At 45.1% G+C, this 25,680-nt stretch carries 22 protein-coding genes and 1 pseudogene; 17 read left to right on the forward strand and 6 right to left on the reverse strand.

What is annotated here, in order from left to right; genetic code table 11:
- Nucleotides 1–3 precede the first annotated feature (3 nt).
- The 3 genes from EZMO1_RS01550 to EZMO1_RS27915 all read left to right on the forward strand — a co-directional run bounded on the left by EZMO1_RS01550 (nucleotide 4) and on the right by EZMO1_RS27915 (nucleotide 2,388).
- Nucleotides 4–1,437, forward strand: coding sequence for an HlyD family type I secretion periplasmic adaptor subunit (locus EZMO1_RS01550; protein ID WP_082212345.1), 1,434 nt, complete (start codon nucleotides 4–6; stop codon nucleotides 1,435–1,437).
- Nucleotides 1,438–1,924: 487 nt separating this feature from the next.
- Nucleotides 1,925–2,326, forward strand: a complete 402-nt coding sequence (locus tag EZMO1_RS01555; protein WP_034879671.1) for an IS5 family transposase — start codon at nucleotides 1,925–1,927, stop codon at nucleotides 2,324–2,326.
- A complete protein-coding gene (locus EZMO1_RS27915) occupies nucleotides 2,302–2,388 on the forward strand; it encodes a hypothetical protein (RefSeq protein WP_413783224.1) in 87 nt (28 codons plus the stop codon). Before EZMO1_RS01555 ends, EZMO1_RS27915 begins: the two co-directional genes overlap by 25 nt.
- On the opposite strand, the gene EZMO1_RS25205 is transcribed toward EZMO1_RS27915, so the two are convergent.
- Nucleotides 2,355–3,106, reverse strand: a protein-coding gene (locus EZMO1_RS25205) for an IS5 family transposase (RefSeq protein WP_420809934.1) whose coding sequence is annotated in 2 segments (ribosomal slippage) — nucleotides 2,355–2,780 and nucleotides 2,783–3,106 — 750 coding nt in all. Because the reading frame shifts where the segments join, the coding sequence is not laid out codon by codon here. The two genes, EZMO1_RS27915 and EZMO1_RS25205, sit on opposite strands and share 34 nt — an antisense overlap.
- Before the next feature lie 128 nt (nucleotides 3,107–3,234).
- Between EZMO1_RS25205 and EZMO1_RS27920 the strand changes: the two genes are divergently transcribed.
- The 7 genes from EZMO1_RS27920 to EZMO1_RS26450 all read left to right on the forward strand — a co-directional run bounded on the left by EZMO1_RS27920 (nucleotide 3,235) and on the right by EZMO1_RS26450 (nucleotide 10,216).
- A complete protein-coding gene (locus EZMO1_RS27920; protein ID WP_420809935.1) occupies nucleotides 3,235–3,534 on the forward strand; it encodes a transposase in 300 nt (99 codons plus the stop codon).
- The gene (locus EZMO1_RS01570; RefSeq protein WP_034879488.1) at nucleotides 3,527–4,258 is read left to right on the forward strand and encodes a retention module-containing protein; all 732 of its coding nucleotides are present in this window, start codon (nucleotides 3,527–3,529) and stop codon (nucleotides 4,256–4,258) included. The genes EZMO1_RS27920 and EZMO1_RS01570 overlap by 8 nt, the downstream gene beginning before the upstream one ends.
- Nucleotides 4,259–4,533: 275 nt before the next feature.
- Nucleotides 4,534–5,931, forward strand: coding sequence for an IS110 family RNA-guided transposase (locus EZMO1_RS01575; protein WP_061509249.1), 1,398 nt, complete (start codon nucleotides 4,534–4,536; stop codon nucleotides 5,929–5,931).
- Between the two features lie 302 nt (nucleotides 5,932–6,233).
- Nucleotides 6,234–7,631, forward strand: coding sequence for an IS110 family RNA-guided transposase (locus EZMO1_RS01580; protein ID WP_061509250.1), 1,398 nt, complete (start codon nucleotides 6,234–6,236; stop codon nucleotides 7,629–7,631).
- 302 nt (nucleotides 7,632–7,933) lie between these two features.
- Nucleotides 7,934–9,331, forward strand: a complete 1,398-nt coding sequence (locus EZMO1_RS01585) for an IS110 family RNA-guided transposase (RefSeq protein WP_061509250.1) — start codon at nucleotides 7,934–7,936, stop codon at nucleotides 9,329–9,331.
- A gap of 78 nt (nucleotides 9,332–9,409) precedes the next feature.
- The gene (locus EZMO1_RS27925; RefSeq protein ID WP_420809936.1) at nucleotides 9,410–9,517 is read left to right on the forward strand and encodes a transposase; all 108 of its coding nucleotides are present in this window, start codon (nucleotides 9,410–9,412) and stop codon (nucleotides 9,515–9,517) included.
- Nucleotides 9,518–10,057: 540 nt separating this feature from the next.
- Complete coding sequence (locus EZMO1_RS26450) at nucleotides 10,058–10,216, forward strand: hypothetical protein (RefSeq protein WP_160173990.1); 159 nt, start codon at nucleotides 10,058–10,060, stop codon at nucleotides 10,214–10,216.
- A gap of 203 nt (nucleotides 10,217–10,419) precedes the next feature.
- Here the strand turns inward: EZMO1_RS26450 and EZMO1_RS01590 are convergent, their stop codons facing one another.
- Nucleotides 10,420–11,001 carry a hypothetical protein gene (locus EZMO1_RS01590; protein ID WP_061509251.1) on the reverse strand — a complete coding sequence of 194 codons (582 nt, stop codon included), beginning with the start codon at nucleotides 10,999–11,001 and terminating at the stop codon, nucleotides 10,420–10,422.
- Between the two features lie 163 nt (nucleotides 11,002–11,164).
- Between EZMO1_RS01590 and EZMO1_RS25215 the strand changes: the two are divergent.
- Nucleotides 11,165–12,589, forward strand: a pseudogene (locus EZMO1_RS25215) (ISNCY family transposase).
- A 34-nt stretch (nucleotides 12,590–12,623) separates the two neighbouring features.
- On the opposite strand, the gene EZMO1_RS27150 reads toward EZMO1_RS25215, so the two are convergent.
- The 3 genes from EZMO1_RS27150 to EZMO1_RS25225 form a co-directional block, all read right to left on the reverse strand.
- Nucleotides 12,624–13,700: a transposase gene (locus tag EZMO1_RS27150; RefSeq protein WP_086936373.1), complete on the reverse strand. Its 1,077-nt coding sequence runs from the start codon at nucleotides 13,698–13,700 to the stop codon at nucleotides 12,624–12,626.
- 386 nt (nucleotides 13,701–14,086) lie between these two features.
- Nucleotides 14,087–14,416, reverse strand: a complete 330-nt coding sequence (locus EZMO1_RS01610; RefSeq protein WP_034879486.1) for an ArsR/SmtB family transcription factor — start codon at nucleotides 14,414–14,416, stop codon at nucleotides 14,087–14,089.
- Between the two features lie 226 nt (nucleotides 14,417–14,642).
- Nucleotides 14,643–15,346 (reverse strand): IS1 family transposase gene (locus EZMO1_RS25225; protein ID WP_145912433.1). Its coding sequence is split into 2 segments (ribosomal slippage): nucleotides 14,643–15,106 and nucleotides 15,106–15,346, totalling 705 coding nucleotides; the frame shifts between segments, so codons are not numbered across the junction.
- Between the two features lie 254 nt (nucleotides 15,347–15,600).
- Here EZMO1_RS25225 and EZMO1_RS01620 point away from each other — a divergent pair.
- Together EZMO1_RS01620 and EZMO1_RS01625 are read left to right on the forward strand one after the other, a co-directional pair.
- Entirely contained in the window at nucleotides 15,601–16,086 is a 486-nt protein-coding gene (locus EZMO1_RS01620) for a helix-turn-helix domain-containing protein (RefSeq protein ID WP_051789993.1), read from the forward strand.
- Nucleotides 16,087–16,222: 136 nt separating this feature from the next.
- A complete protein-coding gene (locus EZMO1_RS01625) occupies nucleotides 16,223–16,801 on the forward strand; it encodes a transposase (RefSeq protein ID WP_413783212.1) in 579 nt (192 codons plus the stop codon).
- A 104-nt stretch (nucleotides 16,802–16,905) separates the two neighbouring features.
- On the opposite strand, the gene EZMO1_RS01630 is transcribed toward EZMO1_RS01625, so the two are convergent.
- The gene (locus tag EZMO1_RS01630) at nucleotides 16,906–18,213 is read right to left on the reverse strand and encodes an FAD-dependent oxidoreductase (RefSeq protein ID WP_034879482.1); all 1,308 of its coding nucleotides are present in this window, start codon (nucleotides 18,211–18,213) and stop codon (nucleotides 16,906–16,908) included.
- Between the two features lie 575 nt (nucleotides 18,214–18,788).
- Between EZMO1_RS01630 and EZMO1_RS01640 the strand changes: the two genes are divergently transcribed.
- The 4 genes from EZMO1_RS01640 to EZMO1_RS01655 all read left to right on the forward strand — a co-directional run bounded on the left by EZMO1_RS01640 (nucleotide 18,789) and on the right by EZMO1_RS01655 (nucleotide 25,680).
- Nucleotides 18,789–20,474 carry an NAD-dependent malic enzyme gene (locus EZMO1_RS01640; protein WP_034879478.1) on the forward strand — a complete coding sequence of 562 codons (1,686 nt, stop codon included), beginning with the start codon at nucleotides 18,789–18,791 and terminating at the stop codon, nucleotides 20,472–20,474.
- A 641-nt stretch (nucleotides 20,475–21,115) separates the two neighbouring features.
- On the forward strand, nucleotides 21,116–22,483 hold the full coding sequence (gene gorA / locus EZMO1_RS01645) for a glutathione-disulfide reductase (protein ID WP_034879477.1): 1,368 nt from the start codon (nucleotides 21,116–21,118) through the stop codon (nucleotides 22,481–22,483).
- Between the two features lie 135 nt (nucleotides 22,484–22,618).
- Nucleotides 22,619–23,485 carry a TnsA endonuclease N-terminal domain-containing protein gene (locus EZMO1_RS01650; RefSeq protein ID WP_034879475.1) on the forward strand — a complete coding sequence of 289 codons (867 nt, stop codon included), beginning with the start codon at nucleotides 22,619–22,621 and terminating at the stop codon, nucleotides 23,483–23,485.
- Nucleotides 23,437–25,680, forward strand: coding sequence for a hypothetical protein (locus EZMO1_RS01655; protein WP_145912434.1), 2,244 nt, complete (start codon nucleotides 23,437–23,439; stop codon nucleotides 25,678–25,680). Before EZMO1_RS01650 ends, EZMO1_RS01655 begins: the two co-directional genes overlap by 49 nt.

Here is a 25,680-nt window from a genome sequence, read left to right on the forward strand (position 1 = left end):
TCGATGAACGATCAAAAGGACACTGATCCCAAAAAGCAGAGTGAAGAGCAGGTGCTGCAGGAGCAGGATATTCTTGAGCCTTCTGAAACGGCCGAAGAAGTGGCTGAATCTTCACTGGAAGAGCATGTAAAGCCTGAAGATCTGGAATACATGTCAGATACCAGTGCTGCCATGTTGATGAAAACACCAAGAGGTGGCCGGCTGCTGATTTACATGATGTTGTTGGCGGTCTTTACCGCCATTATCTGGGCCACCGTTGCCGAGCTGGATGAAATTACCCGGGGCATGGGCAAAGTGATCCCTTCTTCCAGATTGCAGGTGGTACAGAATCTTGAAGGCGGAATATTGCAGGAAATCTACGTTCAGGAAGGTGAACTGGTAGAAGAAGATCAGCTGCTGCTCAGGCTGGACGACACACGTTTCCGCTCGACTTACCGGGAAAGTGCTGTTGAATATTACAGTGAGCTGGCCAGAGCATCGCGCTTGAAAGCTGAACTGAGCGGCAAAGACATCTATTTTCCTCCTGAGCTGAATGATTATCGCGAATACATTGATCGTGAAGAAACCATCTTTGACAACCGCAAAGCAGGTTTAAGGGCTGAACTGGACATTGCAAACCGTCAGTCCAGTCAGGCCAAGCATGAATTATCAGCTTCCGAAGCCCAACTGGAGTTTCTGACAACCAGCCTTGATCTGGGAGAAGAAGAGCTGGAATTAACCAAACCACTGGCTCAGCAGGGTGTGGTTTCCCATGTGGAGATGATTCAGCTGAAGCAACGGGTTAATGATCTGGCTTCTGAGAGAAAAATGACCGAGTTATCTATTCCCAAGCTTGAGTCAGCCTACCAAGAAGCTCTGGCTCGAAAAAGAGAACTGACTGTTAAGTTCAGGGAAGAAGTTGTGCAGGAGTTGAGAGAAACTGAACTGAAACTTGCACAAATGACTGAGTCTCATACCAGTCTTGAAGATCAGGTCAACAGAACACTGGTTCGATCTCCTGTCCCAGGTATTGTTAAGAAAATTAATATAAATACGATTGGTGGTGTTATTCAGCCAGGTATGGATTTGCTGGAAATCGTTCCTGTTGAAGATAATTTGTTAATTGAAACTGAAATCAGTCCAAAGGACATTGGCTTCTTACGGGAAGGTATGCGTTCGGTTGTTAAATTAACCGCTTACGATTTTGCAATTTATGGTGGCCTTGAAGGCACACTGGAGCATATTGGTGCAGATACCGTTGAGAATGAAAAAGGCGAAAGCTTTTATATTGTGCACATTAGAACAGAAAAAAATCATCTGGGTACTGAAGAAAAACCACTGGAAATTATTCCCGGTATGAAAACCAATGTGGATATTATTACCGGCAAAAAAAGTCTGATGGATTATTTACTTAAACCTATCTTGAAATCCAAACAGAACGCATTGACTGAACGATAATGCGTTAATTCAGCTGAAAATCCTTTTTTAAGAAATAATGTTAAATTAAACCAAATAACAACGGCGCATTTTATTTAAAGTAAAACGCGCCGTTGTTATTTTTTATATTTTTAATTTCAATTTACTATATAAATACGTACGCGCTACCTGCTTCCATCTGGCTATTCTGAAACTTATAAACGTTTAAATTGATTTATAAAACAGGTGCGAAGGGAATTCGCCCGCCCTGCGTTTTAATTTCCTATCTCAACGCTCTATCCGAATTCCCATTGCTCCTATTTATTCAGAGTGAGCATAGGCAATATGAACTCTAACTCCGGAAGCTCTTCGCCAGTTATTGGTGAAATCACAGCCGCATCAGGCAAAGTCTTTGTTGTTAAACCCGATGGAACTAAGAGGCTGTTTCAAAAGCTATAGACCACTGACTCAAGAAAATTCGTACACAATGTATTACCCTTCATAGAGTTTCTTTGATGGAGGGTTCTCCATGTACCCCTCAGATTTGACTGATGACCAGTGGAAAGTCATTCAGCCCTTCTTCCCCGATCCGGGATATGACCAACCCAAAAATGGCAGACCCAGAGAGTGGGCTTATCGACACATTCTGGATGCGATTATCTATGTTGATAAAACAGGCTGTCAGTGGCGACAGTTGCCTTCTGACTTCCCGCCTTGGGGAACCGTTTACACCTATTTCCGAAACTGGCGGCTCGATGGAACCTGGAAGAAATTACACGACGCTTTGAGAGACAAAGTAAGGCTGAGTGTTGTCAAATTAGCTCAACCAACTGCTGCCAGCATTGATTCTCAGAGTGTAAAAACCTCAGTAAAAGGGGGGGCCGGGGTTATGACGGAGGCAAGAAGATCAATGGTAGAAAGCGCCATATAGTTGTAGATACGCTAGGGGGCGTTCTCAATTACGCCAACCAGACCAAAGAAGCTGTCAACTGAAGCATTCCCAAGTAATTTCGACCCAACCGTTCGTATCGGGCTGCGATTCTCCGGAAGTGCTTCAGCTTTTGAAATAACCTTTCTACAAGATTGCGCTCCTTGTAAAGCTCTCTGTCATAGAGCCTTGGTTGCAGTCTTCCTTTTCTCGGCGGGATAACCGGTTCAGCCCCTATACAGCCGATAGCCAGAATGAATGCATCTGAGTCATAGCCTTTATCTGCAAGAACATAATCTGCAGAAAAAGCCTCTATTAATGCATTTGCCTGACCATATTCTGATGCTTGACCTGCTGTCAGTATTAAGCGAACCGGATTTCCCAGAGCATCTACAGCAGCATGGATTTTAGTCGTCAGACCACCTCTTGATTTGCCAACGGCCTCATCATCTTGAGCTGTTTTTTTGGTGCTCCATGCTGATGAACTCGAGCAATACTGCCGTCTACCATCAGATACTCAAGATTCTTATCCTTGGAAAGCTCTTCAAAGATGTCGCCCCACGTTGCCTTGTGGCACCAACGGTTATAGCGAACATAAACTCTGTGCCAATTTCCGAAAGATTTTGGTAGGTCTCTCCATGGTGCTCCAGTTCTGGCAATCCACAGAACAGCTTCGAGAAACTTGCGATTATCCTTGGCTGTTACTCCACAGTCTGATGATTTTCCTGGCAGGAGGTCTTTGATTCGATTCCATTGATCATTGCGGAGAACTGTACGAGGCATAGTGAACCAAAAAAGCCGCAAACTATACCTCAAACATGCATACTTGAGCTAATTGAGAACGCCCCCTAGGTCTGATTCTGGTTCTTTGGGTTCATTCAGCTTCTATCAGTGACAGCCTTTCTGGAGAGATATTGCTTGCCTGTGTGATCAAGCACTTTAAGAAAATCCGTAAGGTTTGGGCAGACTGCGGTTACAGAGGGTATCTGGAAGAGTGGTTTTATCGGAGAAAGCCAAGACGAGAGCTGGAAATCACAAAGCGCCCACGGGGTAAATTTGTTGTGCAAGCCAAGCGATGGGTCGTAGAGAGAACCTTTGGGTGGTTTGAAGGCTCTCGTCGCTTGGCGAAGGATTATGAGCAACTACCAGAAAATTCAGAATCGTTTATCTATATATGCATGATTCGAATAATGGTTAAGAGGCTTGTTTAGTTTTAAAACAGCCTCTAAGAAAGAACTCGAAAAAGGAGACAAGGTCTATCTGAATGATCAGGTCTTCACTGAGAGTGGTGGTTCCGTTGTCATTAAAACGGCTAATAACCAGGTTATGGAACTGGGGTCGCAGCAGCAACTTACTCTCACGAATAGCATGCTGTCTGGCCAGGACGATGAGTCAGAGGATGACCTGTCACTTGATGAACTTCAGGCAGCTATTGCCGAAGGCGCTGACCCGATCGAAGTGGCTCAGGCAGCCGCTGCCGGTGAAGAACAGGGATCGTCGGGTGAAGGCAGCTCTGAAGTCGTAGAGGTTCAGCGTAACTCGCTGGATATGCCTGTTATTGAACGTGAAGATGATTACGAATTCAGGCAGCAACAAACAGATGTTTCCTCTGAAGCAGGCGCTACTGAGAGTTCAGCAACTGCCAATGTGGCTGAGGAGGAGTCTGATGAAGAGGATGGTGAAACCGAGGATTCGGTAACGACGTCTTATAAACCGGTTGCGCAAACCTCGTCCATGGTGACGAATGAAGATGTTACCGTACTGAAAGGTCAGCTTTACTCGCTGGATAATAACTCTGACGAAACCATGACTTACACACTGGTTTCTGCACCTGAAGCGGGTTCGATCAGCATAAACGCTGATGGCTCATTCGAATTTAACCCGGCATCAGACTTTGAGTATCTGGCAGAGGGTGAAAGCAAAACCGTTACGTAATGCAGATTATCAAGAGCGCTCCAAGCCGGGCTCGGCTGAACATCTATGAGTAACTTTTCTCCCAACTACTGCCTACATGCCTATGATAGAAAGGAAGACATACCCGGACCAGAGACCGTAAACACACTGGTGCCTTTTGCCCGTTCGAGAGCGTGGTCGGGGAGCTGGCGACAACATCACTGATGACGCAATATGCGATCTCGTTCGGAAGAATGCGAATCATCGACAGCCCCATATCCGGATATGCCTTCGCACGGAAGTATAGAGGGTAAATCATGTCTCGCCGCAGCACATCCAACCGTTCCCATTCTGACAGAGTCAAAAAGCGTATTGCCGGACATCTGGAGAAAATCAATCTCTTTGCTGCTGGTATTGATATCGGGTCAGAGTCACATTTTGTTGCTGTGCCAGAAGAGTTAGATGAACAACCGGTGCGTTCGTTTGGCTGTTTTACCGCAGACCTTGAAGCTATGGCTGACTGGCTCGTAAAGCTTGGCATTACCACCGTTGTGATGGAGTCAACCGGAATTTACTGGATACCTGCGTTTGAAATACTAGAATCCCGGGGACTTGATGTAAAGCTGGTCAATGCACGACATGTAAAGAATGTTGCCGGACGTAAGTCTGATGTTCTGGACTGCCAATGGCTTTTGCAGTTACATACTTACGGGTTGCTCAATGGCGCGTTCCGCCCTGATGAGCAGGTTTGCTCTTTACGATCTTATAGACGACAACGTGACACTCTTGTTGGCTACCGTGCTTCCCACATCCAGCATATGCAAAAGGCACTTCGACAGATGAATCTGTTACTGGATAATGTGGTGACTGATATTACCGGAAAAACCGGTATGACTATTATCCGCGCCATACTGAATGGGCAGCGGAATCCTGTGGAGTTGGCTAAATATCGTGACAAGCACTGCAAAAAATCCGAGGAAGAAATCGCCAAATCCCTGAAGGGGCATTACCGGGATGAGCATGTATTTGCTCTGCGGCAAGCTGTTGAACTTTACGATACTTATGATGAAAAAATCAGGGCTTGTGACAAAGCTCTGGAACAGAAAATCAACACATTTGACAGCAAAGATGATAAAGACTCCCAGAAACCTTCTACGCCAGATAAGCTTTCAAAAAAACGGAAGTCCCGTTGTGCTCCCGACTTTGATGTACGTTCAGAACTCAACCGGGTGAGCGGTGTCGATCTGACTGATATCGACGGCATCGACGAAAATACGGCTCTGAAGATTGTTTCAGAAATCGGTTTGGATATGAGTCGATGGCCTTCCGCTAAACATTTTGCCTCTTGGTTAGGGCTCTGCCCCGGAACCAAAATATCCGGCGGTAAGGTTCTGAACCGGAAAACCAAACGTTTACCAGGCGCAGCGGCAACAGCATTCAGGTTGGCGGCTTATTCACTGACCAGATCAAAAAGTGCTTTGGGTGCTTATTACCGAAGAATGCGAAGCAAGCTTGGTGCTCCAAAGGCGATTACGGCAACAGCGCATAAGCTGGCAAGGCTGGTTTACAGTATGCTCAAGCATGGGAGCCAGTATGTAGATGAAGGTCAGGAATACTTTGAGCAGCGGTACAGAGAAAGAGTTTTGAAAACCCTGAAGCAGAAGGCTAAAGATATGGGCTTCACATTAACGCCGGTTGAAACTGCTGTCGGTTAGGGGCTTGCTAACCGGCGAGCTCAGGGGGAGTTACTCAGAAGAGCGCTCCAAGCCGGGCTCGGCTGAACATCTATGAGTAACTTTTCTCCCAACTACTGTCTACATGCCTATGATAGAAAGGAAGACATACCCGGACCAGAGACCGTAAACACACTGGTGCCTTTTGCCCGTTCGAGAGCGTGGTCGGGGAGCTGGCGACAACATCACTGATGACGCAATATGCGATCTCGTTCGGAAGAATGCGAATCATCGACAGCCCCATATCCGGATATGCCTTCGCACAGAAGTATAGAGGGTAAACCATGTCTCGCCGCAGCAAATCCAACCGTTCCCATTCTGACAGAGTCAAAAAGCGTATTGCCGGACATCTGGAGAAAATCAATCTCTTTGCTGCTGGTATTGATATCGGGTCAGAGTCACATTTTGTTGCTGTGCCAGAAGAGTTAGATGAACAACCGGTGCGTTCGTTTGGCTGTTTTACCGCAGACCTTGAAGCTATGGCTGACTGGCTCGTAAAGCTTGGCATTACCACCGTTGTGATGGAGTCAACCGGAATTTACTGGATACCTGCGTTTGAAATACTGGAATCCCGGGGACTTGATGTAAAGCTGGTCAATGCACGACATGTAAAGAATGTTGCCGGACGTAAGTCTGATGTTCTGGACTGCCAATGGCTTTTGCAGTTACATACTTACGGATTGCTCAATGGCGCGTTCCGCCCGGATGAACAGGTTTGTTCATTGCGATCCTATAGACGACAACGTGACACTCTTGTTGGCTACCGTGCTTCCCACATCCAGCATATGCAAAAGGCACTTCGACAGATGAATCTGTTACTGGATAATGTGGTGACTGATATTACCGGAAAAACCGGTATGACTATTATCCGCGCCATACTGAATGGGCAGCGGAATCCTGTGGAGCTGGCCAGATATCGTGACAAGCACTGCAAAAAATCCGAGGAAGAAATCGCCAAATCCCTGAAGGGGCATTATCGGGATGAGCATGTATTTGCTCTGCGGCAAGCTGTTGAACTTTACGATACTTATGATGAAAAAATCAGGGCTTGTGACAAAGCTCTGGAACAGAAGCTCAACACATTTGACAGCAAAGATGATAAAGACTCTCAAAAGCTTTCTACGCCAGATAAGCCTTCAAAAAAACGGAAGTCCCGTTGCGCTCCAGACTTTGATGTACGTTCAGAACTCAACCGGGTGAGCGGTGTCGATCTGACTGATATCGACGGCATCGACGAAAATACGGCTCTGAAGATTGTTTCAGAAATCGGTTTGGATATGAGTCGATGGCCTTCCGCTAAACATTTTGCCTCCTGGTTAGGGCTCTGTCCCGGAACCAAAATATCCGGTGGTAAAGTTCTGAACCGGAAAACCAAGCGTTTGCCAGGCGCAGCCGCAACAGCATTCAGGTTGGCGGCTTATTCACTGACCAGATCAAAAAGTGCTTTGGGTGCTTATTACCGAAGAATGCGAAGCAAGCTTGGTGCTCCAAAGGCGATTACGGCAACAGCGCATAAGCTGGCAAGGCTGGTTTACAGTATGCTCAAGCATGGGAGCCAGTATGTAGATGAAGGTCAGGAATACTTTGAGCAGCGGTACAGAGAAAGAGTTTTGAAAACCCTGAAGCAGAAGGCTAAAGATATGGGCTTCACATTAACGCCGGTTGAAACTGCTGTCGGTTAGGGGCTTGCTAACCGGCGAGCTCAGGGGGAGTTACTCAGAAGAGCGCTCCAAGCCGGGCTCGGCTGAACATCTATGAGTAACTTTTCTCCCAACTACTGTCTACATGCCTATGATAGAAAGGAAGACATACCCGGACCATAGACCGTAAACACACTGGTGCCTTTTGCCCGTTCGAGAGCGTGGTCGGGGAGCTGGCGACAACATCACTGATGACGCAATATGCGATCTCGTTCGGAAGAATGCGAATCATCGACAGCCCCATATCCGGATATGCCTTCGCACAGAAGTATAGAGGGTAAACCATGTCTCGCCGCAGCAAATCCAACCGTTCCCATTCTGACAGAGTCAAAAAGCGTATTGCCGGACATCTGGAGAAAATCAATCTCTTTGCTGCTGGTATTGATATCGGGTCAGAGTCACATTTTGTTGCTGTGCCAGAAGAGTTAGATGAACAACCGGTGCGTTCGTTTGGCTGTTTTACCGCAGACCTTGAAGCTATGGCTGACTGGCTCGTAAAGCTTGGCATTACCACCGTTGTGATGGAGTCAACCGGAATTTACTGGATACCTGCGTTTGAAATACTGGAATCCCGGGGACTTGATGTAAAGCTGGTCAATGCACGACATGTAAAGAATGTTGCCGGACGTAAGTCTGATGTTCTGGACTGCCAATGGCTTTTGCAGTTACATACTTACGGATTGCTCAATGGCGCGTTCCGCCCGGATGAACAGGTTTGTTCATTGCGATCCTATAGACGACAACGTGACACTCTTGTTGGCTACCGTGCTTCCCACATCCAGCATATGCAAAAGGCACTTCGACAGATGAATCTGTTACTGGATAATGTGGTGACTGATATTACCGGAAAAACCGGTATGACTATTATCCGCGCCATACTGAATGGGCAGCGGAATCCTGTGGAGCTGGCCAGATATCGTGACAAGCACTGCAAAAAATCCGAGGAAGAAATCGCCAAATCCCTGAAGGGGCATTATCGGGATGAGCATGTATTTGCTCTGCGGCAAGCTGTTGAACTTTACGATACTTATGATGAAAAAATCAGGGCTTGTGACAAAGCTCTGGAACAGAAGCTCAACACATTTGACAGCAAAGATGATAAAGACTCTCAAAAGCTTTCTACGCCAGATAAGCCTTCAAAAAAACGGAAGTCCCGTTGCGCTCCAGACTTTGATGTACGTTCAGAACTCAACCGGGTGAGCGGTGTCGATCTGACTGATATCGACGGCATCGACGAAAATACGGCTCTGAAGATTGTTTCAGAAATCGGTTTGGATATGAGTCGATGGCCTTCCGCTAAACATTTTGCCTCCTGGTTAGGGCTCTGTCCCGGAACCAAAATATCCGGTGGTAAAGTTCTGAACCGGAAAACCAAGCGTTTGCCAGGCGCAGCCGCAACAGCATTCAGGTTGGCGGCTTATTCACTGACCAGATCAAAAAGTGCTTTGGGTGCTTATTACCGAAGAATGCGAAGCAAGCTTGGTGCTCCAAAGGCGATTACGGCAACAGCGCATAAGCTGGCAAGGCTGGTTTACAGTATGCTCAAGCATGGGAGCCAGTATGTAGATGAAGGTCAGGAATACTTTGAGCAGCGGTACAGAGAAAGAGTTTTGAAAACCCTGAAGCAGAAGGCTAAAGATATGGGCTTCACATTAACGCCGGTTGAAACTGCTGTCGGTTAGGGGCTTGCTAACCGGCGAGCTCAGGGGGAGTTACTCAGAAGTATCTCTGCAAGAGAGTTTTTCAGGAGATATCCAGATATCAAAAGAGCATATTTCTGGGGCGGTAAGCTTTGGACTCAGAGCTACTTTGTTGAGACTATCGGAAATGCCAATGAAGAAGTGATACGGAAGTATGTTCAGGATTAGCTCAAAGTTATGAATAAGAAAGAAGAGAATTGCACGCAGTTAGAGTTGGTGTAAAAAGCTCGGTCGCTTGCGGCCGAGCTTTTTACATGTGTGCCGAGCATGTTGCACAGCTTGGGGGTGAAAGTCCCCTGCCCAGCCAGATGAGGGCGAAGGGCTAGCGAAGCACAAGGTTTGTATCGCGAGGTGCAGACTGAAGGCAGTGTGGAGCAAAACTGCGAGCTGACGAATAGAAATCGGATATGAGGCTGTCTGCGTGAGGACGAGTCAGCATGTGATGACGAAGTCCCATACTCATCCGGACACTCGGACAGTAAATCCGGCAGTTGTGCAGGGAAGGCGGTGTAACTTACCTCGGGAGGTCTGTCTGGTGTCTGATATTTCAGACTGAGGTCATCGTAAGATGTCCTGATCGCCATACAGAAGTCAGCAGACGGCATAGTAGCTGGCGAAGTCAGTGAAGGCCTGAACGGTTAGAGCGGTGATTAGTTTCTGTTTCTCGATATATCGGACGCAGACAAAGGCCAGCAAACACTGGTGCTCATGCCAAGCGGTGACGGCGGAACCGAAAGCTGCAAGGTCATAAGAGCTGAGACTATATCGGCATTACAGGATTACAAAAGCCCGGCGGGTGGTGTGAGTCATATGTCTTGTATCACTGACCCTTCCATTGTCATGTTTGTGCTGATGGTAGACGCTTAACTAACCGAAACGCCCAGTACGGACCCGTACGCTGGGTGTTGTGGGAGGAGTGGAGCCGCGAGGCTCCACCCTATCCCGATTTGGAGTTGTTTGGTGGGTGATTCCTTCTGCATTAATTAAACCTAAATTCAGCAGTTGAGCGATTACCCACCGCGCTCTAAGAGAGCAATGCCAGCTACTATCCTGCTAAACCTTGCTTTCGCTTAACTTGAGTTAATAAGCTGGACAGGCGTAATAATTTCACCTTTTGTTAAAAATTTCGACACAGCCCTCGTTAATATTCGGCACCAGATATCAATTGGAGTCAACTGCGCTGCAGTCTTCTTAATGGCATCAAAAAATACACAGAGATCTTCCTGCATTGTTTGGATCTTTTTTATCAAATTATGCTGACTGGTAATCGTTATTTTTTTCTTACGCCCACTCTCTGTTAACTTGCCAATAGCACTCATCAATAATGGCCTGCTGGTTATTGCTTCTTTATGCGAATCAGGATTGCTCAGTCTTACAAACAAAGTCCACCAGTTATATGCCAGTGCAACCATCCTTGATAGAATACGACATCGCTTTATATCCTTGGTTGTGTAACCTCCCCATCCCCAGTGATTTTTGATTTCATCAAAATTATTTTCACAGTCAGCTCTGTCTCTGTAATGATCTATGATGGATACAACGTCATTATCAAGACTGGTCACTAATACTGAGTACTCAAAGAGTTTGATGTTTTCAGGGTCTGAGATAAAAGCGATTTCTTTTTGCTTCTTATTATTCTCTTTCTCCAGCAACAGAGAATCACCTGATAATCTTCTTCGAACAATAATGATTCGTCTTGATTTCTCCCAACCACCTAGTTTGTGCCTGTCCGAAAACCCACAAACACTTGAAAACAGCAGCCTGTAGCCCCATATAGTACTCGAAGATTTTCCAAAACAGGCTGTTTCCACATTTATGCGCCAAACCATCAACCCACAAATGCAGTTGGGCGAAGTTGATATCTCCGCCATCACGTTTAATCCCAAGTCCAGAGACGACATTCCCCGTCTGCTTCGGGGGCTGCAACATATCTGGATAACACCTGATCTGCGACACAGGGTTTTTCAGGTGCTTGAGAACATGATTCCTGCCAGTCGGCACAACGGTCGTCCCGGTATGGACCTCTGGAACATTCTGGTTTTCGGCACTCTGCGCCTTGTCACTAATTGTGACTATGACCGCTTGCAAGAGTTGGCTAATGAACATGGGACATTACGGAAAATGCTCGGTCACGGCCCATATTGTACCCATTCCTACCACATACAAACATTGCAGGATAACATCAGCCTCTTCACACCGGAGATACTGGATCAGATTAACCAGGTCACGGTGGATGCAGGTCACCAGCTGGTTAAAAAAAAGATGAGCCGCTACATGGCCGTGCCGATTCCTTCGTAGTCAAAACCGATGTCCATTTCCCCACGGATATCAGCCTTCTGAGCGACGCTTGCCGTAAAAGCATTGAGTTTGCATACGCTCTCTCCAATCAGTACCAGCTTCCGGGCTGGCGTCAGAGCAAATATCTTAAAGACCAGCATCGCAAACGCTACAACAAGGCTCGAAACCTGAAGCATTCCAGCGCAACCTGTGAACTGAAACAACAGCAGCGGCAGCACGACATTGAAATGGCTCACCTTGAGTACATAAAGTACAGCCTTTCAATTGTCCGCAAAGCTGAAACGACCTTGTCCTTGCTGTTGAAAAAAACAACCGGATGAGCCAAGGCTGGAAAACCTCAAATACCACATAGCCCACAGCCGTCACCAGATAAACCTGATTTACCGACGGGTGATAGAACATGAGCAGATTCCCCATAATGAGAAGGTGTTCTCAATCTTTGAGCCTCATACAGAATGGATCAGCAAAGGCAAAGCCGGAACTCCGGTTGAACTGGGGTTACGGGTCTGCGTGTTGCAGGATCAGTTCGGTTTTACTTTGCATCATCAGGTCATGCAAAAACAAACAGACGACCAGGTTACAGTACCTATGGCCGAGGCTGCCAAAAAGCGGTTCCCGACATTAAGCCAGGTGAGCTACGACAAAGGCTTCTGGAGTCCGGGCAATCTTGAAAAGCTGGAAGTTCTTCTGGAGCATTCAGTTCTTCCCAAGAAAGGCAGGCTGTCAGCCAATGACAAAAAACGGGAATGCCACCCGGAATTTATCCGGGCAAGAAGGAAGCACTCAGCCGTTGAATCCGATATCAACGCACTGGAAGCGAATGGTCTCGACAAATGCCCGGATAAAGGGATAGAAGGCTTTGAGCGGTATGTCGCACTGGCTGTTGTCGCCAGCAACCTGAAGCGGTTGGGTAAAATTCTGCTGACCAGAGATCGTCAGTAGCCTTTCAGTCAGGCTCCCGTCAGTTTACTTTTGATCATGCCAAGCATGAGAGATTACTGTGCTCGTAGATAGTCGAATCAGGTTGTATTTTGAGCAGCGCAGTACAAAAAACATCCTTTGTTCGTCTGGTAACTGAAATCCAGCCGTTATCAACTTCTGTCGGCCAGGAACGACTGCCATTTTTCAGAGGTTTTCTGACAGGCACTAGTTTTAATTCTGACTCCTTGCCTTCCCAATATCTGTTGTAGCGAACCCATCCCCCGCTACAGTGCGCATGGTATATGGACTTTTTGACGTTGGCTGTCTTCTTTACTTTGAATAGATAACCACAATTTGCTTGTTCGAGTTCTGACATCACTCTGTCACTGCCCCAGTCACAATCACCTCGAACAAATTCAGGCCAACACTCTTTTGGTAGACGGTTTAATAGATTTATTAAACCGGGCAATGAATGCTTACTGTTTCCTTTATCACCGGGCTGAACTTCAACATCAAGAACCAGCTTTAAATTAGCCATCATGTAAGAATGATAAGTATGTGAAGGACGCCCTTTCTTATGAGGGTTATAACCTGTTTCTGCTCCTTCCTGACTTCCGTAAATGGTTTTTATCGTAACGTCGACATCTAATATCCATGGTAACTTTAATAAGGGTTCATAGCATTCCTGCAAATGATGCTGCATCCATTCAACACCTTCTTTCTCATCTATTTTGAGTAAACCCCGACGAGCAGAATCATCACTGACTACCTTTGTCATACCCAGTAATTTGGGATTCACTCCATCCCCGGTTAACGTTCCAATATGAGCATAACGTTTGTGACCTGAGAGTATTGAGAGAAAAAGGGAACCTATTACATTAACTTTTTCAGGTGCGTTATTGCTTTTGTAAGTTAAAGGGCAATCTTCAACCCATGGTTCAAATCTACAACCTGTTTTTAAAAACTGAATAAAAAAGGGTAACTGCCCCATTGGTGTGACTGATGCGCCAGGTTCCCACTCAACATGGATTTTTCCCTCAAACGTGTCCACTTCAAGAGAGGTCGTTGAGCACTTTTTGCTGAGTTCTTTAAGTTCACCTTTTGGGTGAACAGATTTTGGTGGAAAAATCATCTGTATCCCTCTTCGCAGATGGGGTTACAGTTTAGTCGGGATTCTCAAGTGATGAATTTAGGTTAAAGATTGATTGATAAAATTCCCTGTCGGCTGGTTCGATTTATATAAATAAAAATCAATGCCGGGCTGAATGGCAATAGAGTATTCAGACAGCCCTTTCAGAGAAAGTGAAGGCTGGCTGGATAAACCGGATGTTTTCCTGCCTTCCAGTGCCAGGATATCGTAGTGACCTGATAACTTCTTTTTGTTTGCCCGTCTGTTTGGCTCGTTGCTGTCTCCACAGGGATGAATAACTATGGAGTCGCCCGGTGATTAGAAAGATTTAGCGGCAGACGGAGGGAGCATGAACCCGCCCTTTTCAGACAGGTTCATGGAGCTGTGGGTTATTCGTCTTCCAGTACGTGATTTGCAAGGTCCAGTACCACATGGCGAATGTGATAATCGTCCAGTTCATAAAGCATCTGCTTGCCCTTGCGGGACGATTTCAGAATGCGGGCTTCCCGCAGTCCTCGCAGATGGTGGCTGGTGAGGGGCTGAGACATGCCTGCAATTTCAGACAGGCAGCATACAGGTTGCGGACCATCAAGGCAGGCCATGACGAGTCGTAACCGTCCTTCATCGCCCAGCAGGCGAAACAGTGAAGCGAGTCGGGTCAGACGCTCATCAGATAAGCTGGGGATTTCTGTACAACATGTCTGCTGGGAGTCAGTCATAGGTTACATTTTCTAGGTTTTACTGATTTCAGGGCTCGCTATGGAGTCTAACCTCTTCAATCGAATAGAAAAAGTCTGTATTCATTCGGTTTGAAGAGTCGTTGAAATTAGTTCATTTTACTGCCGCTTGAAAGAAAACTTACTCTGTACTCAAATAGCCTATTGATCTTAGTGCATATCTTATTGGCTGCGGTCGATGATTAAACCATCTTTTTTAGGTGAAGGTTCAGAGCAGTTGATAGTGCTCTCGGTAGATGAATTCCCCAATAACCTTATCGTGGATTTCTTCTGATCGAGAGAAGCAAATCGTTCTGCGCGCCAGCCTTTTCAAGCGTGTCCTGAAGTTGAGATTTTGCCGTTCAATGCGTTGTGTAAAGAGTTTCCCAACAATGTGCTGATTTCCTGATATGTACTTTTTGTACGACTTCCAGTTGTCTGTACAAATGAACTCAAAAGAGTATGGTTCCAGCAGTTTGAGCAACTTCTTCAACGTGGCATCCGTTCGCCGACCAAAGGCATGTGCAATTATGCGTTTAAACCTTGGTTCCCAAGCGTACCAGAGCCACCGCTGGTTTTTCTTACTGCCTACAAATGACCACTGCTCATCCATTTCGCAGATCAGTTTAACCCTGGCATTTTGAAAGGGAAGCCCAGTTACCTGAGGCGGCGATAGTCTTTTAAATGTGCGATGACAGTAGTTCGACTAATTTTGAGCACACGCTCTATGTCTCTGACACCAGAGCCATTAATAGTCAGCTGAACGATCTGTTCATGGGTGTTTGGCTGGTTAGCGTTGTAGAGATAATCCAGTTGAAAGCGCTTGTTGCACATGCGGCAGAGAAACCGTTGGAGGCCTGATTTAGCTTTACCGTTCCTAACAACATCTTCAGATTGGTTACAGTGAATACAAACTACTTTTACGACAGCCATGGAGCAACAGAACAAAAGTGCCGAAGATTACCATTTTTGAGGATGAAGTTCAGCTATCAACTGCTCTGAACCTTCACTCTTTTTTAAAGATCAGCTGGTCAGGTATTCACCATAAAATTCACAGAATTTTCTTATTTGTCCGGTAGATAGCGATGATTAGACTAGTGCTGGAAAGCTCTAATATACATACACCTCATGTTGTGTTCTGATCTGCATCCATTTTTCGCCCCCCAGCTTTGTCAGAAGCAGCACGGATGCAGTCAAAACACACCCAGAAAATCGTCTTGTCAGACCAGCAGCGTAAAGACCTTGAGCTCATAGTCCGCAGACGCAAAAGTAGTCAGTCACTTGTGCTCAGAGCCAAAATCATACTGGCTGGTGCAGAAGGTAAAAGCCTGCTCGGAACAGCTAAAAAATTAAAATGTACCAGAGAAACGGTTACCCGCTGGCGCAAGCACTGGGTCGAACGACCTGGTGACCAATCCACCCTGGAAAAGCTGAAAGAAGCCCAAAGGCCGGGCACTCCGCCCAAGTTTACCGCTGAACAGATTTGCCAGATTATTGCCCTGTCTTGCGACAAGCCAGAAGACCATGGCTACCCCTTCAGCCATTGGTCAGAAAGCTTATTAGCCATGGTGGCAGTAGACAAAAAAATTGTCTCATCCATCTCGCAGAGACAGGTGGGGCGTTTTTTAAAATCAGGCCGACATTCGTCCAGACAAGGTCAAAGGCTGGGTTGATACTCCGAAAGATGAAGCGTTTGAAATCCGCTGCGCCGATATATGTGACACCTATCAGAAAGCCGTTAAGCGTGCAGAGCAAGGCATCAATACCTTTTCCTTTGATGAAAAAACAGGCATGCAAGCTCTGGAGCCCGTGAAACCAAACAAACTGGTTAAACCGGGTCACATAGAAAAGCGTGAGTTTGAGTATACTCGTCATGGAACGCAAGCTTTGCTGGCCGGTATGGATGTGGCTACAGGAAAGATAATTCCTCTTATTAGAGATACTCGAACAGAGCAGGATTTTGCTGACTGGCTGGATCTTGTTCTGGCCAGTGACCCAAAGGCAGCAGGTTGGCATTTGGTCATGGATCAGCTCAATACACACATGTCAGAAGCGGCTGTCATGAAGGTTGCAGCTATCGAAAACACACCAGCTAATGAGCTTGGCGTCAAAGGTAAATCCGGTATTTTGAAAAATATGGAAACTCGGGCGGCTTACCTCAGTGACCCATCCCATAAAGTAGTATTTCATTACACGCCAAAGCACGCATCATGGCTGAATCAAATTGAAATCTGGTTTTCCATTTTGGTGAGACGGTTTTTGAAAAGAGGCATATTTACATCAACTGAAGACCTGAAAACCAGACTTCATGGTTTTGTAGATTTCTTCAATGAGCGGATGGCCAAGCCTTTTAAGTGGACTTATCGGGCTCGGCCTCTGCAAGCATAAGAGTGTATGGATATTAGAGCTTTCCAGCACTAGTGGGCTATTCACATTCGTTTTTTTAATATGTTATTGTACTGATGTATATCTCACCAAAATTGACCATCTGATCAGATATTATCCGGAAAAGAATCAATCACCCTTTCAACAAAAGCATTTGATTCCAAACAGCATGACACATATTTATTATTGTTCAGTGAAATGAGGCTGTTTTTGTCCTGGTTATGACAATTGTCCGGGCAATGGGCAAAAGCGTACCAGTGTTTGAGAATATGTCTGATCGATGCTTGGCTGAATTCAGTTGAAGCAACCCCGGTCAGGTTGGTGCCCCCAAGAACAACCGTCATAGTGTGCGAATTGAATCGCATATGGAATGTCATGCCGGGTGTATAAAATGAATGGTGATCTGAAGAGATATTTTTTACAAAGCTCAGAGACTTCAGAGGGATGGTCGCGACAATGAGATCACCTCTTACCGGAGTGGTTTCAGAAACCCCAAAGATAGATCCCATCCCTGTGCCAGACGCGTTCACAATGGTTTGTCCTGGAGAAAGATGTTTCTGCAGGCTTTCAGGTGAATGTATCACTTCCTGTAAGAAAGATACCCTGCGGCTGTCAGAAAGCTCTTTGATGAACTGTTGCTGAATGCTGACTGGGTCGATCATCAGAGTATTGTGTATTTCGATGATTGAATGAGCAGTTCGTTTAAATGGCTGATCATTTATCGTAAATCCGGTCAGTGGTTGTTCATGAATCTCGATCGGATAAAGCTCATAACCTAAGAGCTGATTGATCGCCATAGCATCATATCGGTAACTTTTGACTTTACGAGGATCGACAGGAAGCAAAGAAATCCGGCTGCCTTTTCTGATCATTGCCGAATAAGACGGATTTTTTCCCAGAGCTTCCCAGCCATGCTGGGAGTTTTCAATGATGCTCCGTGTTTGTCTGGAATGCAGTTTGGTTCCGAATTTGACCGGCATAATGTAGCCACCACCCACACAACTTGGATAATAATTTTCTTTGCTCACCGGGCTGAATGCTTCCGGCAGGCTCCCGGAACCGGGTGGGTAAAACGCAGACAGCATGGTCAGCTGCTGATAACCTGCCTGAATCAGGGCTCTGGCAATCGACAGTCCGACAATGCCTGCGCCAATAACCAGAACATTGCCGCGTTTGTCCAGATGATTTCGGTCAAAATCACGAATCACCTGATCTGCAACCCCTTGCGACAGACTGATACCGGCACCGCCATAACCATAAGCGTGATAAGTTGGGTAGGAATGGCCATTGAGAAACAACCGGTCTCCAAAACCGGTGAACGGGGAATCTGCAGTAGGTCTGCTTCCTGCGAACCAGTTAATGCTACCGTGTTTAATGGCCAGGTCGATCAGTTCGGTAAGCCTTGGTATTTCCATCCTGTCAGGCTCAATGGTCGGTATCCCTTGGCAGGATTCCGTATGGCTAGTAATAGTAAGTACAGGTGAAATTTAAACAGGAAAGTAAGAGAAAAAACAGGCAGCTTATTATTCTTATTGTATCGCTGCACGATGACTGGGAGGAAATTATTATTTTTATTGGGACTTTTATTGTTTTTGTTACCTATAGCTATACAAGCAGCATGCCAGTTTCCAGCCGTTACAATAAAACACAAGAGATACGTACTTTCCACTAATGCGTTTGATCTATACTGGGCAAAAAATGATCTGACAATTGTTACGTCACGACACAGATAGTGTAACTTTGGATCACAGGTGTTACGTCGTTGAAACATTATGAGTACATAGTCGTTTAGTGAGGGCGGTGCTCCTGAACGTCTGACCCTTTTAGCCAGTGATGAAAACTTTAATAAACCGTTTATATCCTGCTTTACTCAAGGCGATGCGGTGCATTCACGCATGGCATTGCGGCATGTCCTGTCTGTTTTATGATCACCGCTACCCCTAGTATTTACACACAATCTCTTTTCTGAACACGAGTGAGCAATTTCGAAATGAGCCGAGCTGAATCCCACAGTATCCATACAGGTTTATCCGGACGGATGCTGTTAGAAAACCCACTGCTGAACAAAGGTACAGCCTTCACTCTGGAGGAGCGAAGCGAGCTGGATCTGCATGGTCTTCTGCCGCCTCGTGTTGAAACACTGGAAGAACAGTGTCGCCGTGCTTACAAATCGTTCTCTATTAAGCCTACTCCGATTCTGAAGCACATTTACCTGCGCTCCCTGCAGGACACTAACGAAACCCTGTTCTATGCTCTGGTACAAAGACATCTCGAAGAAATGTTGCCAATTATTTACACCCCGGTAGTGGGTCAGGCATGTCAGCGTTTCAGTGATTTGTATCGTCGTCCGCGTGGCCTTTATATTTCCTATCCGGAACGTGCCCGTATGGATGCCATGCTGGCAAACTTCAAACGTAATATTGAAGTCATTGTGGTGACCGACGGTGAACGTATTCTGGGTCTGGGTGACCAGGGTGTCGGTGGCATGGGTATCTGTATTGGTAAACTGTCGCTTTACAGTGCGGTGGGTGGCATTACACCAAACCAGACACTGCCCATCATGCTCGACTGTGGTACTAACAATCAGAAATTGCTCGAAGACCCTAACTATCTGGGTTGGAGACACGAGCGCATTGACGACGAGCAGTACTACGAGTTTGTAGAAAGTTTTATCAAAGCCCTGAAGCGTCGCTGGCCGAATGCCCTGCTGCAGTTTGAAGACTTTGCTATCAACCACGCGACACCATTGCTGGAAAAATACCGCGACGAGCTGTGCAGCTTTAACGATGATATTCAGGGAACAGCCGGTGTTACGGCGGCCACACTGCTGGCCGCAGCCAAGGCTGCAGACAAATCCATTGAGGACATGAAAATTGCATTCCTCGGTGCAGGTTCTGCCGGTTGTGGTATTGCTGAACAGATCATTCGCCTGATGATGGCAAAAGGACTATCTGAAGAAGAAGCCCGCCAGCGCATTTACATGGTGGATCGCTTCGGTCTGGTACACGATGAAATGTCCGATCTGCGTGCTTTCCAGCAGAAACTGGCGCAGAAACACGACGATATTCAGCCATGGATGACAGATGGCTCTGTTTCTCTGGTCGATGTTGTTAAACACGCCAAACCCGATGCCATTATCGGTGTGTCCGGTCAGCCGGGTCTGTTCACTCAGGAAATCATCGAACAGATGTCCGAGAATCACGAGCAGCCCATCGTCTTCCCGCTGTCCAACCCGATCAGTCAGGTAGAAGCCATTCCGGAAGACATTATCAAATGGAGTAAAGGTAAGGCTCTGATCGCAACGGGCAGTCCGTTTGATCCGGTAAGCTATGAAGGACGCAGTTACCCGATTGCCCAATGCAACAATATCTACATTTTCCCGGGTCTGGGTCTGGGCGCACTGGCTAGCGGCGCACGTCGTATTTCTGATGGCATGCTGGATGCAGCGGTTCAGACTCTGGCGTTGTCTTCTCCGGCTCTAATCAACCGTGAATCCCCACTACTGCCGACTCTGGACAGTATTCAGCGTGTGACTAACGACATTGCTCTGGCAGTGGCTTTGCAGGCACAGAAAGAAGAACTGGCTCCGGAGACTGAACTGACGGAAATCGAGCAGCGTATTCGTGAAAAACGCTGGAGCCCGGAATATAGACGTATTCGTATGTCTTACTGCTGATAAAGGCGTGAAACCGGGTCAGCGGTTTTGTTGACCTGGTTCATTCATCAGAAATCAGAGAGAATTAAAAAGAAAGAGTGTCAAAAAGAAAGTAAGTGGATTGGTTTTCAGATGGTTGCGACCAATAGCTTATTGGCTTCCCTGTTTTCGGCTAACTCGCGCTGCTTTAGCAGTCTACTCAGTTTTTCCGACGTTCCACACTGTATGCGCAGTCACTAAATCAGTTTGTTAAAACTGAAGGTAAACCTGCAAACCAATCCACTTAACACCAGCCTTTTATTATTTTTATTATTGGCTGATCCATTACCTTATTATTATTTTTATTGCGGTAATGTTTGCTTTCAGTCGTGTATATACAAGCGGTGTGCCAATTGTTTCTAATTCGACCTAAATAACTGATTTTAATAACTAAATTATTTTCCCTGACCGACGACTGAAGTCTGGTAATAGTCTCTTTTCGTTACGCGCTAAACGGAATCTGTAACCCTTTGGTTTTTACGTAACACTGACATTCGGCACGTAACAGGTTCTTGAACCTATCGTCCACAGCTCTCACAATGAATCGTTTGAAGCTTTAAAACAGCTATTCTCAACCCAATAATAATTAAAACGATGTTTATCAAGGCTTGGGAGTCATACTGATGACAACAGATACACACTTCGACTATCTGGTAATTGGTGGCGGCAGCGGCGGCATCGGCACAGCCAACCGCGCCGCAATGTACGGTGCAAAAGTGGGATTGATTGAGGCTAAACACCTCGGCGGTACCTGTGTGAATGTTGGTTGTGTGCCTAAAAAAGCGATGTGGTTTGCGGGGCAAATCTCTGATGCTGTGAAGTATGGCCCGGACTATGGTTTTGATCTGGACCATGAGGCAGTACTTAAAAGCTTCAGCTGGAATAAGCTGGTTGAAAGCCGCGAAGCTTATATCGGACGTATTCATCAGTCCTATGACCGGGTTTTGGGTAACAACAAAGTTACTGTTATTAACGGCTATGGTCGTTTTGTTGATGCCAGAACCGTTGAAGTGAATGGCGTACAGTACACAGCTGATCACATTACCATTGCAACCGGCGGTGAACCTGCCATCCCGCAGATTCCCGGAGCTGAATACGGTATTGACTCCGATGGCTTCTTCGATTTGACAGAACGACCAGAGCGGGTTGCTGTACTGGGGGCAGGTTATATTGCAGTAGAGCTGGCTGGTGTACTTCATGCACTGGGTAGTGAAACGCATCTGCTAGTTCGCAAGCACAAGCCATTGCGCAGTTTTGATGACATGCTGTCCGACACGCTGGTTGAAATTATGGCTGCAGAAGGCCCTGCACTGCATACTCATTCTGTGCCAAAAGAAATTACCAAAGAAAACGACGGTAGCCTCACAGTACATCTGGAAAATGGTAACAGTCTGAATGTAGACACTGTGATCTGGGCTGTAGGGCGCAAACCTCATACTCACAGCATTAATCTGGAAGCGACGGGTGTTGAAACCGACCAGCGCGGTTACATTCCTGTGGATAAGTTTCAGAATACCAACGTACCGAACATTTATGCCGTAGGTGACAACATTGGCAAGATAGAACTGACACCTGTTGCTGTTGCTGCTGGCCGTCGGTTGTCTGAACGTCTGTTTAATAACAAACCGGAAGAACATCTGAATTATGACAATGTTGCCACGGTTGTCTTCAGTCACCCAACCATAGGAACCGTTGGCTTAACGGAAAAAGAAGCCGTTGAGCGTTATGGTGCTGAGAATATCAAAGTGTATAACAGTGGTTTTACCGCCATGTTCTCTGCTTTGACCAGTCATCGACAGCCAAGCAAAATGAAGCTCGTTACCGTTGGTGAAGAAGAGAAAATTGTGGGTATACACAGCATTGGTCATGGCTCCGATGAAATGCTGCAGGGTTTCGCTGTTGCGTTGAAGATGGGGGCCACCAAGGCCGACTTTGATAACACAGTTGCTATTCACCCCACTTCGGCAGAAGAATTTGTCACTATGAGATAGTGATAAAATTGGAGAATCATAAAAGTTTTGACAACTATTAATAGTTTCGACAACTCATAATAATTTTGGCAACTTTGCCTACCATGATCCATACTCTCAAAGTCGTAGATTTACACGACTTTGAGAGTATGGATCATGGCTATTGACCTTAAGCTGATTTACGAACAGTGGCTTGCAGAAAGCGTGTCAGGGCCTTATAAAGGCTTCATAAATCAGCAAACATTCAGCTCAAATGCTACATCTACAGAGTTCTATAGCGTAAAAATGGAGCGTATGGTTTATGCTGCTTCACCGCTGGAAAGAAGACATTTCCTTATTAACCTTGAGTTTAATGATCGGGTAACTTCATACTTTGAGCAATATGCAATTACCCCCAGCGTTAGCCTGCAGCTTGCCAAAAAATATGGATTAAGGCACCACTTGAATGGTAAGGCTATTGTTACAGTCGATGCTTTAGTATTTTACTCTTGCGAGCAATTTGCCGAATTTCACTCAGTTAAAAGCGATGAAGATATTCATAAGTTCATAAGCGAGGAGTTATGCGATGAAACAATGACAAGGCTTGAAGAAAAACTTCTTATTGAAAAAATGAGTAGTGAAAGATATGGAGTGTCATGGATACCAATTCGAGATGCAGATGCGCCAAAAATTAAATTCAAAAATTTGGAAGCTCTGTATGCTGGAAATAATGCTACTAAAGAAGACAGGAAAAGACTTTCTGATTTCTTTCTGGCTTTTTGTAAAAAGATCACTGCAATAACCAGTGATATTAGATTTGTTGATATCCAAAAAGACCTATCAAAACTCTTGGATTTATCTCTAGATAGTATTAGGAAAATATTTTCATTATTAGCTTGGAACAAGGTAATTGAGTTTTCACTAGATGAGTTCTTAGAGCCCACCTCGATGATAAGAGTCGATACATTCAGAGTTTTTCCCGAAAGGCTTGAAAAATGCATACAGAAAGAAGCATCCAAATCGATGATGCATTACAGGTTGTAGAGTCCAAGTCACTAAACTCTGGAATGTATAGGGTTGTCCTATTAGGTGATGCTCACACTTACCTTGTAGAGATCTGTAAACGTCCAAGAAAGCTGTATAAAGTTGAGCGAGGTGATTTGTTTTCAGACATCCAGAAAGAGCGAATCAAAAAAATTGTTTATGAGACGCCATATCATCTTCTGCTGCCTGAAGAAGATATTCCAGAATCCTCACTAAAAGAGATGAACCGGCGATATGAAATTATAAATCCTGCTATTGGTGCGATTAATGATGTGATATTGAGGAACTCGTCTGGGCAAGAACTGATAAAGGAGTGCATAAATAGATCAAAGGGAATAAGTCCTTCTGGGGAAAAAGTTAACAAAACAACTGTTTATCTTTATATATATAGGTTTTTAATGTACGGAAGGGTTGAGAGAGCATTACTTCCTGATAGATTTTTACAAGGGGCAAGGGGGAAAATAAGAACTGTAACTAAGGATACAAAAATTCGTGGCAGACCACGAAAATACAAGGAGGATATTGTAACAATAAATATCGATACTGATGCACAGGAGATAATTAAAAAAGCATATAAAAATTATTATAAAAAATTACATAGACCATCTGGTGAGTGCTGTAATGATTATGTCTCACTATTGAATGCTATTTGGTATGATAATTACATAGAATCAATTGACTCACACGGTAAAATAAAATACAAAAAGCAAAGAATATCAGAGACTCAACTAAGGGATTGGCTACCTAAACTAATCGATAATTTTGATAAACTCGAAAGAAAAGTTGGCAGCAAAAATCTTGCTAAGGATTACAAAGAGTCTTATGGCACGATGAATGATATTGCCGATGGCCCTGCTCATGTATATGCAATTGATGCGAACACTGTAGATACTTACCTTGGTAGTGATTATGAGTATTTAAAGGAGAATACTACAGGAAAACCATTTCAATACAATGTTGTTGATGTATTTTCCGGTATGCTCACTTGGTCATCAATAGATTTTAGAGACCCATGCCTTGCTCGCTTTATGGAAGCGCTACTTGGTGCCTTTATGAAGAAGTCGATAATGGGTGAAATATGGGGCATTGAAATTAATGATGAAGATTGGCCATGTGAGCTCATAAGCTATGAGAATCTAGGGGATAGAGGTTCTGAATTTATTACTCCAAAAAAAAATATTATTCACGGTAGGCTTAATGTAATTGCTTCGTCTGCATGCCCAGCTTACAGACCAGATCAAAAACCTCTCGTCGAGAGTACAAATAAAATATTTAATGAAACACTTTTTCATAGATTACCTGGAGCTGTCATTAAGGCTATTGCAAGGGGAGATAAACACCCTGCAGAGATGGCTTGTATAGTCATGCCAGAGATATACAAACTTTCAGCAGAAGTGGCTTATGATATAAACCGGAGGTTATTGGATAGAAAGTACCTTACGCCTCAAATGCTTCGGGATGGAGTACGCCCACAACCAGTAGAAATATGGAAGTGGGGGCTTGAAAATTGTAATAGTTATGGAATACCGTCAGGCAATTTTGACACCAAGTTAATGCTGATCACCTTGAGCGAACAAGTAACAATCAGAGCAAATGAAAAAGGTGTTTATACATTGGAAGATAAAGGGCAGGACAAAATATTCTATCAGCCCGCGAATAAAGACATACAAAAATTTGTTCGCCTATATCACAATAACTTTAATAGTTCATTGATAGCAGACTATTACACTGGCCACAGGATTGCAGGCTCAGTAAATTTTTTATACTTGATTTCAAAGAAAGATAATCAAATTACTAAATGTAGAATACATTCACGTAGCAGAAGGCTTGTTAATATGCATATCCATCAAGTTACTTCTCAACTTGAATATGATAGGTGTGAAGATCGAGTTATTAAAAAAGAGGATGCAGAAAATAAAGCAAAAACCACCAAGGTAAGGAGGGGAATTGTAAAAGATGCATTTAAAAAGACCAAGAAAGGAAAGTCTGTCGCCAGAGCTAGAAGGAAAAACATAAAGGAAGATAAGGATTTAGAGCAAGCGATGTTAGATCTTAAGAAAAAAACTGCATATGAAAAGATTCTTGATGAAAAAGTAAATAGTGATAAAACGGAACAAATCAAACCCAAAGAATCGAAGAAAAAGCGTAGTGAAAATAAAGATGAATTATTTGACGATTTCATAAAAGGCATTTGA

The sequence above is a fragment of the Endozoicomonas montiporae CL-33 genome, from assembly GCF_001583435.1.
Taxonomy (GTDB): Bacteria; Pseudomonadota; Gammaproteobacteria; order Pseudomonadales; family Endozoicomonadaceae; genus Endozoicomonas_A; species Endozoicomonas_A montiporae.

What these genes read in the sequence shown, in the direction of transcription:
- EZMO1_RS01550 (WP_082212345.1), top strand. Translation starts at nt 4, where the DNA reads ATGAACGATCAAAAGGACACTGATCCCAAAAAGCAGAGTGAAGAGCAG.
- EZMO1_RS01555 (WP_034879671.1), top strand. Translation starts at nt 1,925, where the DNA reads ATGTACCCCTCAGATTTGACTGATGACCAGTGGAAAGTCATTCAGCCC.
- EZMO1_RS01575 (WP_061509249.1), top strand. Translation starts at nt 4,534, where the DNA reads ATGTCTCGCCGCAGCACATCCAACCGTTCCCATTCTGACAGAGTCAAA.
- EZMO1_RS01580 (WP_061509250.1), top strand. Translation starts at nt 6,234, where the DNA reads ATGTCTCGCCGCAGCAAATCCAACCGTTCCCATTCTGACAGAGTCAAA.
- EZMO1_RS01585 (WP_061509250.1), top strand. Translation starts at nt 7,934, where the DNA reads ATGTCTCGCCGCAGCAAATCCAACCGTTCCCATTCTGACAGAGTCAAA.
- EZMO1_RS26450 (WP_160173990.1), top strand. Translation starts at nt 10,058, where the DNA reads ATGCCAAGCGGTGACGGCGGAACCGAAAGCTGCAAGGTCATAAGAGCT.
- EZMO1_RS27150 (WP_086936373.1), bottom strand. Translation starts at nt 13,700, where the DNA reads ATGATTTTTCCACCAAAATCTGTTCACCCAAAAGGTGAACTTAAAGAA.
- EZMO1_RS01610 (WP_034879486.1), bottom strand. Translation starts at nt 14,416, where the DNA reads ATGACTGACTCCCAGCAGACATGTTGTACAGAAATCCCCAGCTTATCT.
- EZMO1_RS01620 (WP_051789993.1), top strand. Translation starts at nt 15,601, where the DNA reads ATGCAGTCAAAACACACCCAGAAAATCGTCTTGTCAGACCAGCAGCGT.
- EZMO1_RS01630 (WP_034879482.1), bottom strand. Translation starts at nt 18,213, where the DNA reads ATGGAAATACCAAGGCTTACCGAACTGATCGACCTGGCCATTAAACAC.
- EZMO1_RS01640 (WP_034879478.1), top strand. Translation starts at nt 18,789, where the DNA reads ATGAGCCGAGCTGAATCCCACAGTATCCATACAGGTTTATCCGGACGG.
- gorA (WP_034879477.1), top strand. Translation starts at nt 21,116, where the DNA reads ATGACAACAGATACACACTTCGACTATCTGGTAATTGGTGGCGGCAGC.
- EZMO1_RS01650 (WP_034879475.1), top strand. Translation starts at nt 22,619, where the DNA reads ATGGCTATTGACCTTAAGCTGATTTACGAACAGTGGCTTGCAGAAAGC.
- EZMO1_RS01655 (WP_145912434.1), top strand. Translation starts at nt 23,437, where the DNA reads ATGCATACAGAAAGAAGCATCCAAATCGATGATGCATTACAGGTTGTA.